Raw genomic sequence first — 17,654 nt, 5'->3', positions numbered from 1 at the left:
ACGGCTCAGTGCCAGTCCACTGGTTCTTGGGAACGTCGATGCAAGGGTAGCTAGCCTAGGCGAGATGGAAGTCGAGACGCCTGGCGAAGTGTTCCCGCTCAAGGCCATGGCAGCTACCGGGCCTTGTCTTCTTCAGTTTTTTGATCGTCGGACCCACGATACCGGCTGCCTGGGGCTTGCGGCCGACAGCGCATCCCAAAGATGCCGGGCAGCCAGGCTGTGATGCCGGCTGCGTGAGCGCACCAGGCAGGCTTGCCTGCGTAGATTCTTGTCAGCCAAAGGGGTGGCGTCGTTCACATCCAGGCTCAGCGCGGCAGCGCCGTTGAGCAGTGCAACCATGCTGTTTTCACGCGCAGCATGCACAAGATCTTCAAGCGCATCGGACTCAAGTTGGACGTTTGGCTTCAGCCCCAGCGCGGCAAAGGCGTTGTCGAGCTGGCGGCGCATTGAATACTCGGCGGGAAGCAATGCCAGAGGATGCTTCGCGACGTCGGCGAGGCTCAGCGAGCGCCTTCTGGCCCCCAACCCGACAGCAACAGCAGACTCCTCGAAACATGCCAGGACTTCAAGATCCGCATGTGGTTCCGGGTCGAAACTGACAGCAAGATCAAGATCACCGCGCAAAACGCCTTCGATCAAGGCTTGTGCAGTCCGTCTGCGCAGCGCAATCGAAAGCTCCGGCCACTGAGCTTGCGCGGTGCGCACCACGGGGAGTACCCAGCATCCAGCGTAAGACTGCACCAGGCCGACGCGGACCAGCCCTGCCACGGTGTTCGCACGTTGGCGCGCATCGCGCAGGGCCGACTGCAGTTCCATCAGACAGGCCGAAACCCGGCGGTCAAGCTCCTGCCCAGAGACCGTCGCAATGGCGCGCCCGCTCGTACGGTCGAACAGATGCACATCGAGGGTCGATTCCAACAAGGCGATTTGCTCCGACAGGGCCGCCTGAGAGATCGAGGCATCGCGCGAAGCTGCATTGAAGCTGCGCGCACGCATCGCTGCCGCGAAGTAGCGCAACTGGCGCAAGGAGACAAGATCAAGTGGATCGCGGTCGCGTGTGCCCATCGTTATCGGATTATCCGATAGATACGACCAGAAAATGCAAATTGCGCAGACCCGCTGCACTGTCGACACTACAACACGAGATAACTCCAACCAACTGTGCACCGATGAAAAGACGCAACTTCCTTCAGTACGCTGGCGCGGCCACGGCACTTCCCGCCCTCGGCGTGACGCCCTGCGCTCACGCGCAGGCTTTTCCCTCAAAGCCGATCCGGATCGTGTGTCCCTATCCAGCAGGCGCTACTACGGATGCGGTTTCGCGCCTGATGGCGAATGCCTTGCAAACGCACAGCGGTGCCACGGTGATGGTCGACAACCGCAGTGGTGCGGGCGGGAACATCGGCACCGAGGCGGTCGCACGCGGTGAGGCCGACGGATATACGCTGCTGCTGGGTGCGCTCGGCCCGTTGGCCGCCAACCCTGCGCTGTATCCCAAGCTCAACTTCGATGCAGCAAAGGACTTCACACCGCTGGCATGGGCCGCTTCGGTGCCGTTGCTCTGGGCCGTGCACCCCACCTTTGCAGCGACGACGGTCAACGAAGCCCTCGAACTGCTGCGCAAGAGCCCCGGCAAGTACTTCTACGCGTCTGCTGGCAATGGCACACCTCAACACTTGGCGGGCGAACTGTTCAAGCAGCAGACCCGTACGTCCATCCTCCACATTCCGTACCGCGGCTCCGCCCCTGCACTCAACGATGTACTGGGAGGGACGGCTCACATGGTGTTCGAGGCCATGCCGGCCATCTTGCAGCATGTGCACAGCGGGCGCCTGAAGGCGCTTGCGGTGACGGCAGCCCAGCGCATTCCCTCCTTGCCCAATGTGCCAACGCTCAAGGAATCGGGTGTGGATGCCGAAATTGGCGGCTGGTACGGTTTCCTGGCCCCCGCTGCCACGCCGGCCGACCGCACGGACTGGTTGGTCAAACACATGGGCGCAGTGCTCGCAACCAAGACCACTCAAGACAAGCTGGCCGCACTCGGCTCGGTCCCTGTCGATAGCTCCCCCCAGACTTTCGCGCGGCTGATGGCGAGCGAGCGAACACGCTGGCAGAAGCTGATCCGCGATGTCGGCATCAAGATCGACTGAACACGGAGCCCCCCATGCCGCATATTGCCATCCAGGTTTCACCGCCGCTGCTTGCAGCGATTGAATGGGAGCCTGTATTGCGGGCTCTGCACCATGCGCTGGCGGAGCGCGGATGGGCAGTGCTCGCAGACCTGAAGTCGCGCGTGACTCCCATCGCCGCCGAGTTGTGCGGAGTAGATCCGCAAGCGCAGCAACTGATCGCGACCCTCATGCTGACCAACCCGCGCCCGCCGGATACCTGCGCCGCGATGGCCGCGATGGTGTTGGATCATCTTTCTCACGCAATCGACGCCCACCCGGCGACCATGGACTGGGTGCAATGCTGCGTGTTTCTGCGTGAGCATCCGAAGACACACTACCTCAAGCGTGAGTGGAATGGACCACTTCCAACCGCAAGACAACGACCTGATCTTGCCGAACGGCAACCAGCTTAGGAGCAGCGTCCTGCCCAACGTCCCAGACTATGTCTCCCCCGGAAAGGGATACGGGCATCGTTGCAATGCCCGCAGAGTTCCACCGGTCGCCTTTAGGCGCCGCTATCGAAGACCGCAAGCCGCACGCAGCGCGAAGGGCTACCGTGAGCGAGATCGAACGCCATGCTCGCTCCGTCCAATGCTGATCTGAGCTGAGCGGCAGTCCGTCTGCGGGATTCGAATGCCCTGGTCCAGCTTGAAGCACGCCAATCGGACCAAAGGGCTGATCCGCAGCGGCATTGGCGGATCGTCTCGATCCATCACTGCGCTCAATGGTGAATGAAAGCGCGTCGCCCGGACATATTGCTCCCGAGCCCAGCAGTTGCCCCCAAAGTTGCCCCCACTTTGCGCTGGCTTGGGGTGGATAACTACGGACGGGCCCGGAATGGAAAAAGCCCTAAGTCGTTGATTTACTTAGGGCTTTTTGACTTCTGCAGTCGTCTATGTACGACTACAAAATGAGAGTGGTGGCCTGGGGCGGAATCGAACCACCGACACAAGGATTTTCAATCCTCTGCTCTACCGACTGAGCTACCGGGCCTGAGCCTCAAATTATAACCAGAAAAATCGAGGCTTCTGAAGAACCTGAAGGAATTTATTGCGGTGCTGCTAGGTGCGCTTGCCTCGCCCCAGGTCCACGCCCAACTGGCGCAACTTGCGGTACAGGTGAGTGCGTTCCAGGCCGGTTTTTTCGGCTACCCGCGTCATCGAGCCGCCCTCGCGGGCAAGGTGGAATTCGAAATAGGCTTTCTCGAAGCCATCACGCGCTTCGCGCAGGGGGCGGTCCAGATCAAACCCCTGGTGGGCGTGCGGGCCGGCGTCCACGCTGGCCATCACGGCCGATACGGCCGGCAGTTGCGAGAACGTGGGGTCGGCGGGAGCGTGAACGGGCGCCTGGGTGGCGGCCGCCGGGGCCGATTGGTGGGCGGCATTGCGCGCCAGGCCCTGCTCCACCGCCTTGAGCAGCTTTTGCAGGGTGATGGGCTTTTCAAGGAAAGAGAACGCGCCGATGCGCGTGGCCTCCACGGCGGTGTCGATGGTGGCGTGGCCGCTCATCATGATCACTGGCATGGTGAGCACGCCGGCCGTTGCCCATTCCTTGAGCAGCGAGACACCGTCGGTATCGGGCATCCAGATATCGAGCAGCACCAGGTCGTAAGTATTGCCCGACCGGGCAGCACGCGCCTGGGTTGCGTTTTCTGCGAGGTCTACGCTGTGACCTTCGTCGTTCAGGATTTCCGACAACAGATCACGAATGCCGAGCTCATCGTCGACCACCAGAATGTTTGCCATGTGTGTTGAAGCGCCTTGGGTACTGCGGGGCGGTGTTGTTATGACGCCACCGCTGGTTCAGGGGCGAATGATAACGACACTTGGGCTCCGCGCACCACGCCATCTTCGATGCGATTCGACAAGTCGATGCGTGCGCCGTGCTCGTCGGCAATCTTTTTGACCACGGCCAGCCCCAGGCCGGTACCCCGCGGCTTGGTGGTGACGTAGGGTTCGAAGGCCCGCTGAAGGATGTGCGCGGGGAAGCCGGCGCCGCTGTCCGATACCGTGAGCCGCACGCGCCGCGAGGACTCGCTCCAGCGCGTGCTGATGCGCACCGCGGGCACGGGCTCGGAGGTGCTGGCACGGGCCTGTTCGGTGGAATCCTGCGCGTTTTGCAGCAGGTTGTGCACGACCTGGCGCAGTTGCTGCGCGTCGCCCGCGATGCTGGGGCAGCGCGGGTCCAGTTCGGCTTCCACACGCACGGTGGCGTTCTCTTCCCCATACAGGTGGAGCACATCCGCGACCAGCGCATTGAGGTCCAGCGCATGCAGTTCTGCGGCGGGCAACCGTGCGTAGTCACGGAATTCGTTGACCAGCCGCTTCATGGCGTCCACCTGGTCCACGATGGTCTTGACGGACTTGGCCAGGATGGCTTGCTCTGGATCGGGCAGCTTGCCCGAGAGCTTCATTTCCAGCCGCTCGGCGGACAGCTGGATGGGCGTCAGCGGATTCTTGATTTCATGCGCCAGGCGCCGTGCCACCTCGCCCCAGGCCTGCGCACGCTGTGCTGAAACAATTTCCGAAATGTCGTCAAAAACCAACAATCGGGCCGAATCAGGCAGTTCGGCCCCCCGGGCCACGAGGCTGGTGGCGTGCTGCCCCACGCCGCCGGACGACGCATGCAGTTCAAACGGTTGCTGCCAGTGGTCCAGCCCATGGCGTTCGGTGTCCCCCAGGAAGGCGTCGAAATGGCCCTGGATCGATGCCGCAAACTCGGCAAGGCCGGGCACCTCGGACAGCGGACGCCCTTCGTACACCGCCATGGGTGCGCGCAGGATCCGCGTGGCGCCGGGGTTGGACGACCGGATCAGCCCCTGCGCATCCAGGACGATGACCCCCGCTGTCAGGTTGTCCAGAATGGTCTGGAGATTGGCGCGGGCGGCATCGACCTCACCCATGCTCTGTTCCACGGCCTGCCGGGCATCCGCCAGTTGCTGGGTCATCAAGGCGAAGGACCGCGTGAGGCCGCCCAGTTCGTCCTTGCCCTGCAGCACGGCCTTGGGGCTGAGGTTGCCCGCCGCCACCTCGCGCACCCCTTCGGCCAGCACGAGCAGGGGGCGTGCCAGCTGATTGCCCAGCAGCACCGCCAGCAGCACGGCTCCAAATACCGCCAGGAAAAGGCTCAGCGTGAGCGTGCCCACGTACATGCGCCGCAGGCCTCCCCGCGCCAGCGCGCGCTCCTGGTATTCACGGTTGGCCTCCTGCACGGCGATGGCGTTCGCCACCAGCGCGGGCGGCAGCGGGAGCGTGGCTTGCAGGTACCGGGGCTCCACGAGCAAGCCCACACTGGGACTGCTCACCAGGGCAAGCACCTTGACCCGCGCGTTCTGCGCGGCGGCAGGGTCCGATATATCGTCCAGTCCCTCGATCTGCGCGGTGGCGCGCTGCTGGCGCACGGTGCGCAGCAGGGGCACCCCGGGGCGGTCGGGGTTCAGGCTGAAGCGCGACTGGCCGGCGCTGGCCACCGCCTGCCCTGCAGCGTTCCAGAGCACGACATCGGTGGCGCCCAGCTGCTCGCGGATGCGTTCGAGCACCAGCCCGGCGGCGGCATCGGGCACCTGGGCCACCTGCGCACCCGCGTTGCGCGTCTTGGCGGCCATGTCGGTGGCCAGCGAGTCGAGTGAAACCCGGGCCAAATTCACCCCCGCCGACAGGGCCCCTTCCACCTTCACATCGAACCAGCTCTCGATGGAGCGGGTGACGAACTGGTAGGACACCACGTAGATCAGCAGCCCCGGCATCAGGCCCACCAGCGCGAAAATGGCCGCCAGCTTGACGAGCAGCCGGCTGCCAAAGCGCCCCTTGCGCAGGCGCATGCCCAGGCGCACCGCCACCCAGACCAGCACGGCCAGCAGCAGCAGCGCCACCAGCACGTTCACGCCAAAGAGCCAGGCGTAGTTGCGCTCGTACAGCGCACGGTTGTTGGTCGCCAGGGTGAGCAGGAACATCAGCACCAAGCCGATGGCAGACATGGCGGCGGCGCCCACCCCCACCGCCCAGCGCACGGCGCGCGACTGGCGTGCGGCGGCGTGGGCTGATGCGGAGGCCGCCGCCGGCCGGGGAGCGCCGGGGTGGCTCACTTCGCAGGCTCCGCTGCCAGGCGCTGGCTGCGCGAAACCAGCAGATTCCATCCGGATCGCCCCACGGCGCCAATCTGAAACGGGCGGGGCAGCTGGGACATGTCGAGCCTGAACCGGAAGTTGACCGTGTGCACGACATCTGCCTCGATCACCTCGTTTTCAGCGATCTTCCAACGCGAAATCCGCTGAATGGCAGACAACGCGTCGGCATAGTCGTCAAAGTTCTGCCCCAGCACCACGCCCAGGCCGCTGTTGGTGAACGGCACGGGGGAGATGTTCAATCGCCATCTTCGCGTCAATGGCTGATAACTTAGGCGCAGATAGCGGGTGGTTTCCGCCACTTGGCGGTCAGACCAGTACCAACGGTCGCGCAGCACCTGGGCCTCCGCCACGAAGAACATGGGAATGCCTTTGTTCAATGCGTCTTCTGCGAGTTCCGGCAGCATGAACTGCAGGTTGGTGCTGAGGTACAGGCCGTCTTCGGCCCGCTCGAGCCGCAGTTCGCCCACCTCGGGCGCGGCGGCTTGCCCTGCCGCGGCCAGCCCCGGCAGCAGGGCGGCACATCCCATGAGCACAAAAATTGCGCAAACTACCATCCACCGAGCCACCACGGACTCATTGCGGCGATTTTTGCAACAGTGCGTAAAAAAATCCGTCGTGGTCACCCGGTTGATTGTCCGGGACAGCCCCGGGCTTGTCCCCGTTGCCGGGAATTAAATGCCCCGGCGACGGCAGCAATTGCGCATCGGTGTTGTGTGCAAGAAACGTTTGCACCTGGTCGTCGCCTTCGGCGCGGAACACGGAACAGGTGCAATACAGCAGCCGCCCGCCTGGGCGCAGAAGGGGCCAGAGCGTCTTCAGCAGGCGGGCCTGCAGGGCGGCCAACTGGGCAATGTCGCTCTCGCGGCGCAGCCAGCGCACGTCGGGGTGGCGCCGCACGATGCCCGAGGCGGTGCATGGCGCATCGAGCAAGATGGCATCGAACAGTTCACCCCCGCAGTGCTGCTGCCACCAGTCCTGGGGGCGTGCGGCGTCGGCCACGACCACCTGCGCACGAAGCCCCAGGCGCTGCATGGTGTCACCGATGCGGGCGCTGCGGGCGGCGTCGATCTCCAGCGCGGTGACCTGTACAGGGGCGCCAGCACCGGCCAGCTCCAGAAGGTGGGCCGTCTTGCCCCCCGGTGCGGCGCAGGCGTCGAGCACACGCAGGGGCTGTGCGAGGTCCAGGCCGTCCAGCAGCAGGGGCGCCGCCATCTGCGCGGCGGCGTCCTGCACCGACACCCAGCCCTGGTCAAAGCCCGGCAGGGATTGCACAGGCACGGGGTGCCGCAGCACCAGCCCGGCATCGCCCCACGAAGACGCTTCAAAATTAATAGCGCCTAGCGCTTGCTGGTATTGCGCCAGAGTGCATTTTTGCTTGTTAACCCGCAACGCCATTGGCGCGTGGGCGTTGTTGGCCTGAAGGATCTGCTCCCAATGCTGGGGATGGTCCTTGCGCAGCCGTGCGATCCACCACTGGGGATGGTTCCAGCGGGCCAGCGGGTCGTCGCCGGTGCGGGCGACCAGCGCATCGCGCTCGCGCAGAAAGCGTCGCAAGCACCCGTTGATGAACGAGGCCTGCGCGCGGGTGGATGCGCTCCGCTTGGCCGCCTCCACCGCCTGATTCACCAGCGTGAAGGCCTCATACGGCGATTCGTCCGGGTTCCAGCACAGCGCCAGGGCCGTGCACAGCAAGGCATCCGCCGCCGGCGGCGGCGTGCGGGCGACCATCTGGCGGCGCAATGCCTCGGCGCGCCCGGCCTGGCGCAGCACCTGGAACAGCAGAGACTGCACGCCCGGGCGCAGACCCACGTCCACCGCCGCCATGGCGGCGGTTCCGGACTGGCCCCCGCGAATGGCCAGCAAGGCGCCGGCCACGGCATCCAGCTGCTGCCACAGCGCCACCGGCTGTCCGCCCCCGGACGGCGGGTGGGCGGGGCCGCGGGGCGAAGGAGGTTGCCCCCCGGAAGAAGACATGGGGCGGCACGCAGGGGGTTGGGTCATGGTGGTCCTGAAAACGGTCTACAGGCCCCGGGCGGCCTTGAATCCGAACACCCAGGCCAGCAGGTTCGCGGGAAACTGGGCAATGGCGGCGTTGTAGTGCAACACCGCATCGTTGAAGACGCGAATGGCCTGGTCGTTCTGCTGGACATGTTCATCCCACCGGATTTGCCAGGGCGACGGCAAGGCGTCCCGCGCGTCAGCCGCTGTGGGCGGTGGGTCGCCCTGCCCTTCCCTGCGCCCCGCCTTCTGCCAGCAAGCCTGCAGCACATCGCGTGCGGCCGTCAGAGCGGCGATTGCATCTGCCTGCAGGGGACGGGCACGCGCCATTGCGAGCGACGCACTCAATTGGGTGGTGGCGCCCTGCAGTGCTGCCATCTCCTGTTCCGGGGCACTCAAGGTGGAGGGCTGGACAGCATGCGCGGCTCCAAACTCTCCCAGCAGCGCCACCAGCCGCACCATGTGCGCGTCAAAACTGCCGAACGCCTGCACGACGGCAGAGCGCAGCCGCATCAGGCGGTTGTAGGCGCCCAGGGCCCAGAAGACGGCGATGGCAAAAACAATCCAGAAAAGAGGCGATGACCACATGCACAGCTGCCGTCTCCGCGTGCACCACGCGTTCCGGCCCGAAAAGTAAATGGAGAAAGGAAAAGAAGAAAGGTGCGCAGACGGTGTGTCCAAAAAAAAGCTCCCGGCCTGCCAGGGACAGGGCGGGAGCTCTTCAGTGACAGCCCTCGGGCTTAGTCAGCAGCTGCGTCGGTGGCCGTGGAGGCACTACTGCCCTCGACTTCGGTGGCATCCGCCTGGGCTTCCATCTCGGCCGCTTCGGCTTCGGCGATGGCGCGGCGCTCGGCGTCGTCCATGGCATCCTTGGCCTTGCGTGCCTGGTGGTAAGCCAGACCCGTACCGGCCGGGATCAGGCGGCCCACGATCACGTTTTCCTTCAGGCCGCGCAGCTCGTCGCGCTTGCCCATGATGGCAGCCTCGGTGAGCACGCGGGTGGTTTCCTGGAAGGAAGCCGCCGAGATGAAGGAGTCGGTCGACAGCGAAGCCTTGGTGATACCCAAGAGCAGGTTGCTGTAGGTCGCGGGAATCTTGCCCTCGGCCTGCAGCGCCTCGTTGGTGTTGAGGATCTCGGAGCGCTCGACCTGTTCACCGGCAATGTAGTTCGACTCGCCGACGTTCTCGACCACAACGCGGCGAAGCATCTGGCGAACGATCACCTCGATGTGCTTGTCGTTGATCTTCACGCCCTGCAAGCGGTACACGTCCTGCACTTCGTCCACGATGTAGCGCGACAGTTCCTCGATGCCCAAGAGGCGCAGGATGTCCTGCGGATCGGCGGGGCCGTCCACAATCGACTCGCCCTTGTTCACCACCTGGCCTTCGTGCACCAGGATGTTCTTTTCCTTGGGCACGAGCTCTTCGAACACGTGGCCTTCAGGATCGGTGATCTGCAGGCGGACCTTGCCCTTGGTTTCCTTGCCGAACGACACGGTACCGGTCATCTCGGCCAGCGTGCCCTTGTCCTTCGGAGTGCGGGCTTCGAACAGCTCAGCCACGCGGGGCAGACCGCCGGTAATGTCGCGGGTCTTCTGGCCTTCGACCGGAATACGCGCCAGCACTTCGCCGGGGCCCACGTCCTGGCCGTCGCGCACCTGGATCAGCGCGCCGACCTGGAAGCCGATGGTCACCGAGTGGTCGGTGCCAGGGATCTTCACTTCGTTGCCCTGCGCGTCGATCAGCTTCACCTGTGGACGAACGACCTTGGCAGCGCCGCGGCGCTTCGGATCGATCACCACCAGCGTGGACAGGCCGGTCACTTCGTCGACCTGCTTGGCCACCGTGAGACCTTCTTCGACGTTCTCGAACTTGGTCTGGCCGGCGAACTCGGTGATGATGGGGCGCGTCAGCGGATCCCAGTTGGCCAGGATGGTGCCGGCCTTGATCTGCTGGTCGGCCTTGACCGTCAGCGTCGCGCCGTAAGGCACCTTGTGGCGCTCGCGCTCGCGGCCATGCTCGTCGTGGATGATGATCTCACCCGAACGTGCAATGACGACCAGCTCGCCCTTGGTGTTGCTCACGTAGCGCATCGTGGCATTGAAGCCGATCACGCCGTTGGACTTGGCTTCCACGCTCGATGCGATGGCGGCGCGCGAAGCGGCACCACCGATGTGGAACGTGCGCATGGTCAGCTGCGTGCCGGGTTCGCCGATGGACTGGGCTGCGATCACGCCCACGGCTTCGCCGAGGTTGATCAGGCCGCCACGGCCCAGGTCGCGGCCGTAGCACTTGGCGCACAGGCCATAGCGGGTCTCGCAGGTCAGCGCCGTGCGCACCTTCACTTCGTCGACGCCAGCGGCTTCGAGTTCCTCGATGAGGTCTTCCTCGAGCATGACGCCCGCCTGGACCAGCACCGCCCGGGTTTCCGGATGCAGCACGTCTTCTGCGGCCGTGCGGCCCAGGATACGGTCGCGCAGCGATTCGATCACTTCGCCGCCTTCGACAATGGCGCGCATCAGCGAACCATTGGAGGTTTCGCAATCCTCCTCGGTCACGACCAGATCCTGCGTCACGTCCACCAGGCGGCGGGTCAGGTAACCGGAGTTGGCGGTCTTGAGCGCCGTGTCGGCCAAACCCTTACGGGCACCGTGGGTGGAGATGAAGTACTCCAGCACATTCAGGCCTTCGCGGAAGTTCGCGGTGATGGGCGTTTCGATGATCGAGCCGTCTGGCTTGGCCATCAGGCCCCGCATGCCGGCCACCTGGCGGATCTGGGCGGCGGAACCGCGGGCACCGGAGTCGGCCATCATGTAGATGGAGTTGAACGACTCCTGGTCCACTTCCTTGCCGTGGCGGTCCATGACCTTCTCTTTGGAGAGCCGGGCCATCATCACCTTGGACACTTCGTCGCCGGCCTTGCCCCAGATGTCCACCACCTTGTTGTAGCGTTCGCCAGAGGTGACCAGACCGGACACGTACTGCTGTTCGATCTCCTTCACTTCCTTCTCGGAGCGCTCGATGATGCCGGCCTTCTGTGGAGGCACCAGCATGTCGTCGATGGCGATGGAGATACCGGCGCGCGTGGCCAGACGGAAGCCGTTTTGCAGCAGCTTGTCGGCGAACACGACCGTTTCCTTCAGGCCGCACTTGCGGAAGGACACGTTGATCAGGCGCGAGATTTCCTTCTTCTTGAGCGCCTTGTTCATGTTGGAGAACGGCAGGCCCTTGGGAAGGATCTCGGACAGCAGTGCGCGGCCAGCGGTGGTTTCCACGAGCGAGGTGGACGGAACGAAGTCGCCCGTTTCCTTGTTCTTGGTCCACTCGGTCATGCGCACCGTGATCCTGGCGGCGAGTTCGACTTCGCCGGCGTCCAGAGCACGTTGCACTTCACCGGTGTCGGCGAACACCAGGCCTTCGCCCTTGCCGTTGATACGGTCACGGGTGGCGTAGTACAGGCCCAGCACCACGTCCTGCGAAGGAACGATGGAGGGTTCGCCCGATGCGGGGAACAGCACGTTGTTGGAGGCCAGCATCAGCGTGCGGGCTTCCATCTGCGCTTCCACCGACAGCGGTACGTGAACAGCCATCTGGTCACCGTCGAAGTCGGCGTTGAAGGCCGCGCAGACGAGTGGGTGCAGCTGGATGGCCTTGCCTTCGATCAGGATGGGCTCGAAGGCCTGGATACCCAGACGGTGCAGCGTAGGCGCACGGTTGAGCATCACGGGGTGTTCCTTGATGACCTCTTCCAGGATGTCCCACACCACCGGCGTGCCGGATTCGACTTCCTTCTTGGCAGCCTTGATCGTCGTCGCGATGCCCATGGCTTCCAGGCGCGAGAAGATGAAGGGCTTGAACAGCTCCAGGGCCATCAGCTTGGGCAGACCGCACTGGTGCAGCTTGAGCGTAGGGCCCACGGTGATCACGGAACGACCGGAGTAGTCCACGCGCTTGCCCAGCAAGTTCTGGCGGAAACGGCCGGACTTGCCCTTGATCATGTCGGCCAGCGACTTCAGGGCGCGCTTGTTGGCGCCCGTCATGGCCTTGCCACGGCGGCCGTTGTCCAGCAGCGAGTCGACGGCTTCCTGCAGCATCCGCTTTTCGTTGCGGGCGATGATTTCAGGGGCCTTCAGCTCCAGCAGGCGGCGCAGGCGGCTGTTGCGGTTGATGACGCGGCGGTACAGGTCGTTCAGGTCGGAAGTCGCGAAGCGGCCGCCGTCCAGCGGCACCAGCGGACGCAGGTCCGGTGGCAGCACGGGCAGCACTTCGAGCACCATCCACTCGGGCTTGATGCCCGACTTCTTGAACGCTTCCAGCACCTTCAGGCGCTTGGCGTTCTTCTTGACCTTGACTTCGGAGCCGGTCAGGTCGCCACGCAGGCGTTCGATCGACAGGTCGATATCGATGGATTCCAGCAGGTCCTTGATGCCTTCGGCGCCCATCTTGGCGATGAATTCGTCGCCGTATTCCTTGCGCTTGGCGTCGTAGTCGTCCTCGGACATGATGCTGAACTTCTTCAGCGGGGTCATGCCGGGGTCGGTCACCACGTAGGCTTCAAAGTACAGCACGCGTTCGATGTCGCGCAGCGTCATGTCCAGCACCAGGCCCAGGCGCGATGGCAGCGACTTCAGGAACCAGATGTGAGCGCAGGGCGCGGCCAGGTCGATGTGGCCCATGCGTTCGCGACGCACCTTGGTCTGCGTGACTTCAACACCGCACTTCTCGCAGATCACACCGCGGTGCTTCAAACGCTTGTACTTGCCACACAGGCATTCGTAGTCCTTGATGGGGCCGAAGATCTTGGCGCAGAACAGACCATCACGCTCGGGCTTGAACGTGCGGTAGTTGATGGTTTCGGGCTTCTTCACTTCGCCGAAGGACCACGAGCGGATCTTTTCGGGCGAAGCCATGCCGATGCGGATGGCATCGAAATGCTCGTCCGGCGTGAATTGCTTGAACAGGTCGAGTAGCGATTTCATAGTGACTCTTTCCTTTTCTGCTTAGGAGCGTTCCAGCTCGATGTCCAGGCCCAGCGAACGGATTTCCTTGACCAGCACGTTGAACGATTCCGGCATGCCGGCTTCGATGGCGTGTTCGCCCTTGACGATGGATTCGTACACCTTGGTACGGCCCACCACGTCGTCGGACTTCACCGTCAGCATTTCCTGCAGCACGTAGGCGGCGCCGTAAGCTTCCAGCGCCCACACTTCCATTTCCCCGAAACGCTGGCCGCCGAACTGCGCCTTGCCGCCCAGCGGCTGCTGCGTGACGAGCGAGTAAGGACCGGTCGAACGGGCATGCATCTTGTCGTCCACCAAGTGGTGCAGCTTCAGGTAGTGCATGTAGCCGATGGTCGTCGGACGCTCGAAACGCTCGCCGGTGCGGCCGTCGAACAGGTATGCCTGAGTGCGGGTGGGCGTGAGGCCCTTGCGCTCGGCAATGTCGTCCGGGTAGGCGATCTTCAGCATGTCCTTGATTTCTTCTTCCGAAGCACCATCGAACACCGGAGTGGCATAAGGCACGCCGCTGGTGAGGTTGGCCGCCATGTTCAGCACATCCTCATCGCTCAGTTGCGAGAGGTCTTCGGTACGGCCGCGGGAGTTGTACACCTCTTCCAGGAACTTGCGCAGCTCGGAGGCCTTGGCCTGCTGCTGCAGCATGTCGCCAATGCGCTGGCCGATGCCCTTGCCGGCCCAGCCCAGATGGACTTCGAGCACCTGCCCGATGTTCATCCGCGAGGGCACGCCCAGGGGGTTCAGCACGATGTCGGCAGGGGTGCCGTCGGCCATGTAGGGCATGTCTTCGACCGGAACGATCTTGGAGACCACACCCTTGTTGCCGTGGCGGCCGGCCATCTTGTCGCCGGGCTGCAGGCGGCGCTTGACGGCCAGGTAGACCTTGACCATCTTGAGCACGCCCGCTGGCAGCTCGTCGCCTTGCGTGAGCTTCTTGCGCTTTTCTTCAAAGGCCAGGTCGAAGCTGTGGCGCGTCTGCTCCAGAGCGTTCTTGATGGACTCGAGTTGCGTGGCGACTTCGTCTTCGGCGGGGCGGATGTCGAACCAGTGGAACTTCTCCACCGAGGCCAGGTAGGCCTTGTCGATCTTCGTGCCCTTGGCGAGCTTCTGCGGGCCGCCATTGGCCACGCGGCCGTTGAGCAGCTTTTCGATACGGTCAAAGGCGTCGGCCTCGACGATGCGCAGCTGGTCGTTCAGGTCCAGGCGGAAGCGCTTGAGTTCATCGTCGATGATCTGCTGGGCGCGCTTGTCGCGCTGGATGCCTTCGCGGGTGAACACCTGCACGTCGATCACGGTGCCTTGCGAGCCCTGGTCCACGCGCAGCGAGGTGTCCTTCACGTCGGAAGCCTTCTCGCCGAAGATGGCGCGCAGGAGCTTCTCTTCGGGCGTGAGGGTGGTCTCGCCCTTGGGCGTGACCTTGCCGACCAGCGTATCGCCGGGCTGCACTTCGGCACCCACGTAGATGATGCCGGACTCGTCCAGACGGTTCAGCTGCTGTTCCGACAGGTTCGGAATGTCGCGCGTGATTTCTTCGGCGCCCAGCTTCGTGTCGCGCGCCATCACCACCAGTTCCTCGATGTGGATCGAGGTGTAGCGGTCTTCGGCCACCACGCGTTCGGAGATCAGGATCGAGTCTTCGAAGTTGTAGCCGTTCCAGGGCATGAAGGCGATCAGCATGTTCTGGCCGATGGCGATCTCGCCGAAGTCCGTCGATGCGCCGTCGGCGATCACGTCACCCTTGACCAGCTTGTCACCCTTCTGGACGATGGGGCGCTGGTGGATGTTGGTGTTCTGGTTGGAACGCTGGTACTTGATGAGGTTGTAGATGTCCACGCCCACTTCACCGGCCACGGCCTCGTCGTCGTTCACGCGCACCACGATGCGGGTGGCATCGACATAGTCGACGATACCGCCACGGGTCGCGGTGACCACGGTGCCCGAGTCCACGGCGGCCACACGCTCGATGCCCGTGCCCACCAGGGGCTTCTCGGGACGCAGCACGGGCACGGCCTGGCGCGACATGTTGGCGCCCATCAATGCGCGGTTCGCATCGTCATGCTCCAGGAATGGAACCAGCGAGGCGGCCACCGACACGATCTGCGCGGGCGACACGTCCATGTACTGCACACGGTCTGCACCGCACAGGATGGATTCACCCTTTTCGCGGGCAGAGACCAGTTCGCCCGTCAAGCGGCCGTCCTTGTCGAGCACGGCGTTGGCCTGCGCGATCACGTACTTGCCTTCCTCGATGGCCGACAGGTAGTCGATCTCGTTCGTGACCTTGCCTTCCACCACGCGGCGGTACGGGGTTTCGATGAAACCGTATTCGTTCAGGCGTGCGTACAGGGCCAGCGAATTGATCAGGCCGATGTTCGGGCCTTCAGGCGTTTCGATAGGGCAGACGCGGCCGTAATGGGTCACGTGCACGTCGCGCACTTCGAAGCCTGCGCGTTCGCGGGTCAGACCGCCCGGGCCCAGTGCGGAAACACGGCGCTTGTGCGTGATTTCAGCCAGGGGGTTGGTCTGGTCCATGAACTGCGACAGCTGCGAGGCGCCGAAGAATTCCTTCAGGGCCGCCGAGATCGGCTTGCTGTTGATCAGGTCGTGGGGCATCAGCGGCTCTTGCTCAGCCTGGCCCAGACGCTCCTTCACAGCCTTCTCGATACGTGCCAGGCCGGTGCGGTACTGGTTCTCGGCCAGTTCGCCCACGCAGCGCACGCGGCGGTTGCCCAGGTGATCGATGTCATCGACTTCGCCGTTGCCGTTGCGCAGGTCCACCAGGATCTTGACCACGGCCAGGATGTCCTCGTTGGACAACACCATGGGGCCGGTGGATTCGTCGCGGCCGATCTTGGCGTTGAACTTCATGCGGCCCACGCGCGACAGGTCGTAGGTGTCGGGGTTGTAGAACAGGCGCTGGAATAGGGCCTGCACGGCGTCTTCCGTGGGCGGCTCGCCGGGGCGCATCATGCGGTAGATGGCGACGCGGGCTGCGAACTCGTCCACCGTTTCGTCGATGCGCAGGGTCTGCGACATGTACGCGCCCTGGTCGAGTTCATTGGTGTAGATGCACTGCACGTCCTGCACGCCGGCACTGCGCAGCTTCTTGAGCAGTGCCTCGGTCAGTTCGTCATTGGCCTTGGCGATGATCTCACCGGTGTCCGCATCCACGATGTTGCGGGCCACCACGCGGCCGATCAGGAAGTCTTCGGGCACGCTGATGTGCGTGGTGCCGGACTGCTCCAGTTCGCGGGTGTGGCGCGCGGTCACGCGCTTGTCCTTGGCCACGACGACCTTGCCGGACTTGTCGGTGATGTCGAAGCGCGCCACTTCGCCGCGCAGGCGCTCGGAGACGAACTCCATCTGCGCACCGCTGTCCATCAGGCGGAAATTGTCGTTGACGAAGAAGTTCGCCAGGATGGATTCCGGGTTCAGGCCGATGGCCTTGAGCAGGATCGTGACCGGCATCTTGCGGCGGCGGTCCACACGGAAATACAGGATGTCCTTCGGGTCGAACTCGAAGTCGAGCCAGGAACCGCGGTAGGGAATGATGCGCGCCGAGAACAGCAGCTTGCCCGAACTGTGCGTCTTGCCCTTGTCGTGCTCGAAGAACACGCCGGGCGAGCGGTGCAGCTGGGACACGATCACGCGCTCGGTGCCGTTGATGATGAACGAGCCCTTGTCGGTCATGAGCGGCACTTCGCCCATGTAGACCTCTTGCTCCTTCACTTCCTTGACCACCTTGGACTGCGACGTCGAGGACTCGCGGTCATAGATGATCAGCTGCACCTTGGCACGCACGGCCGACGCGAACGTCAGGCCACGCGTCTGGCACTCGCGCACGTCGAAGGCGGGCTTGGCCAGGTTGTACTCGATGAATTTCATCTCCACGAAACCGTTGTGGGAGACGATAGGAAAGGCAGCGTCGAATGCAGCCTGAAGGCCTTCGATGGTTCTTTTCTGGGGTGCTTTATCAGCCTGCAGGAAAGCGGTGTATGCGTCCTTCTGCATCTGCAGCAGATAAGGAACTTCGAGCACGCTATCGCGGGTGCCGAAGCTTTTGCGAATTCGCTTGCGTTCGGTGTAGGAATAGGCCATGAGATCTCCGGGCAAAGACATGAGTCCTGGGTCTTCGACGACTGACCCGCAAGGAGAGGTGTCCTTACGGGCTTGGCGGTTGGCCACTACCAACCATGGCGGACGGTGATGCATTGCACATCACCCGAACCAAGGCGTCTTCTGCTGTCGGGGTTGTCAGAAGACACTCGAAAGACTCGTGGAAGACGAGGCTTGCGGGTGCGCTCTGAAAGCACCAAAGGCTGGAGGCCCTTTGAGGAGCACTCC

At 63.8% G+C, this 17,654-nt stretch carries 10 protein-coding genes and 1 tRNA gene; 2 read left to right on the top strand and 9 right to left on the bottom strand.

Annotated features, from left to right (window positions below; all coding sequences use genetic code 11):
* Window positions 1-132: 132 nt before the first annotated feature.
* Window positions 133-1,065: a LysR substrate-binding domain-containing protein gene (locus ACAM51_RS16135; protein ID WP_218297379.1), complete on the bottom strand. Its 933-nt coding sequence runs from the start codon at window positions 1,063-1,065 to the stop codon at window positions 133-135.
* A gap of 104 nt (window positions 1,066-1,169) precedes the next feature.
* On the opposite strand from ACAM51_RS16135, the gene ACAM51_RS16130 reads away from it, so the two are divergent.
* Both ACAM51_RS16130 and ACAM51_RS16125 read left to right on the top strand, forming a co-directional pair.
* The gene (locus ACAM51_RS16130) at window positions 1,170-2,150 is read left to right on the top strand and encodes a Bug family tripartite tricarboxylate transporter substrate binding protein (protein WP_369641170.1); all 981 of its coding nucleotides are present in this window, start codon (window positions 1,170-1,172) and stop codon (window positions 2,148-2,150) included.
* 14 nt (window positions 2,151-2,164) lie between these two features.
* On the top strand, window positions 2,165-2,584 hold the full coding sequence (locus ACAM51_RS16125) for a 5-carboxymethyl-2-hydroxymuconate Delta-isomerase (protein ID WP_218297381.1): 420 nt from the start codon (window positions 2,165-2,167) through the stop codon (window positions 2,582-2,584).
* A gap of 504 nt (window positions 2,585-3,088) precedes the next feature.
* Here ACAM51_RS16125 and ACAM51_RS16120 read toward each other — a convergent pair.
* From ACAM51_RS16120 to rpoB, 8 genes are all read right to left on the bottom strand, one after another.
* A tRNA-Phe gene (locus ACAM51_RS16120) sits at window positions 3,089-3,164 on the bottom strand.
* A 68-nt stretch (window positions 3,165-3,232) separates the two neighbouring features.
* Window positions 3,233-3,916: a response regulator gene (locus ACAM51_RS16115; RefSeq protein ID WP_218297382.1), complete on the bottom strand. Its 684-nt coding sequence runs from the start codon at window positions 3,914-3,916 to the stop codon at window positions 3,233-3,235.
* Between the two features lie 38 nt (window positions 3,917-3,954).
* A complete protein-coding gene (locus tag ACAM51_RS16110; protein WP_218297383.1) occupies window positions 3,955-6,255 on the bottom strand; it encodes an ATP-binding protein in 2,301 nt (766 codons plus the stop codon).
* Window positions 6,252-6,824, bottom strand: a complete 573-nt coding sequence (locus tag ACAM51_RS16105; RefSeq protein ID WP_369643832.1) for a DUF4390 domain-containing protein — start codon at window positions 6,822-6,824, stop codon at window positions 6,252-6,254. Before ACAM51_RS16105 ends, ACAM51_RS16110 begins: the two co-directional genes overlap by 4 nt.
* Before the next feature lie 46 nt (window positions 6,825-6,870).
* Window positions 6,871-8,199 carry a 16S rRNA (cytosine(967)-C(5))-methyltransferase RsmB gene (gene rsmB / locus ACAM51_RS16100; protein WP_369643831.1) on the bottom strand — a complete coding sequence of 443 codons (1,329 nt, stop codon included), beginning with the start codon at window positions 8,197-8,199 and terminating at the stop codon, window positions 6,871-6,873.
* 117 nt (window positions 8,200-8,316) lie between these two features.
* Window positions 8,317-8,883: a LemA family protein gene (locus tag ACAM51_RS16095; RefSeq protein ID WP_218341323.1), complete on the bottom strand. Its 567-nt coding sequence runs from the start codon at window positions 8,881-8,883 to the stop codon at window positions 8,317-8,319.
* Between the two features lie 152 nt (window positions 8,884-9,035).
* Window positions 9,036-13,274, bottom strand: a complete 4,239-nt coding sequence (gene rpoC / locus ACAM51_RS16090) for a DNA-directed RNA polymerase subunit beta' (protein ID WP_369641169.1) — start codon at window positions 13,272-13,274, stop codon at window positions 9,036-9,038.
* A gap of 21 nt (window positions 13,275-13,295) precedes the next feature.
* Window positions 13,296-17,408, bottom strand: coding sequence for a DNA-directed RNA polymerase subunit beta (gene rpoB, locus ACAM51_RS16085; RefSeq protein ID WP_218297386.1), 4,113 nt, complete (start codon window positions 17,406-17,408; stop codon window positions 13,296-13,298).
* Window positions 17,409-17,654 lie beyond the last annotated feature (246 nt).

It is taken from the genome of Acidovorax sp. A79 (assembly GCF_041154505.1).
Lineage (GTDB): Bacteria > Pseudomonadota > Gammaproteobacteria > Burkholderiales > Burkholderiaceae_C > Acidovorax.
Note: the sequence above shows the minus strand (reverse complement) of the source record. Positions and strands in the feature narration are given on the sequence as shown.

Coding starts and splice junctions, on each gene's coding strand:
- ACAM51_RS16135 (WP_218297379.1), bottom strand. CDS start 1,065: ATGGGCACACGCGACCGCGATCCACTTGATCTTGTCTCCTTGCGCCAG.
- ACAM51_RS16130 (WP_369641170.1), top strand. CDS start 1,170: ATGAAAAGACGCAACTTCCTTCAGTACGCTGGCGCGGCCACGGCACTT.
- ACAM51_RS16125 (WP_218297381.1), top strand. CDS start 2,165: ATGCCGCATATTGCCATCCAGGTTTCACCGCCGCTGCTTGCAGCGATT.
- ACAM51_RS16115 (WP_218297382.1), bottom strand. CDS start 3,916: ATGGCAAACATTCTGGTGGTCGACGATGAGCTCGGCATTCGTGATCTG.
- ACAM51_RS16105 (WP_369643832.1), bottom strand. CDS start 6,824: ATGGGATGTGCCGCCCTGCTGCCGGGGCTGGCCGCGGCAGGGCAAGCC.
- ACAM51_RS16095 (WP_218341323.1), bottom strand. CDS start 8,883: ATGTGGTCATCGCCTCTTTTCTGGATTGTTTTTGCCATCGCCGTCTTC.
- rpoC (WP_369641169.1), bottom strand. CDS start 13,274: ATGAAATCGCTACTCGACCTGTTCAAGCAATTCACGCCGGACGAGCAT.
- rpoB (WP_218297386.1), bottom strand. CDS start 17,408: ATGGCCTATTCCTACACCGAACGCAAGCGAATTCGCAAAAGCTTCGGC.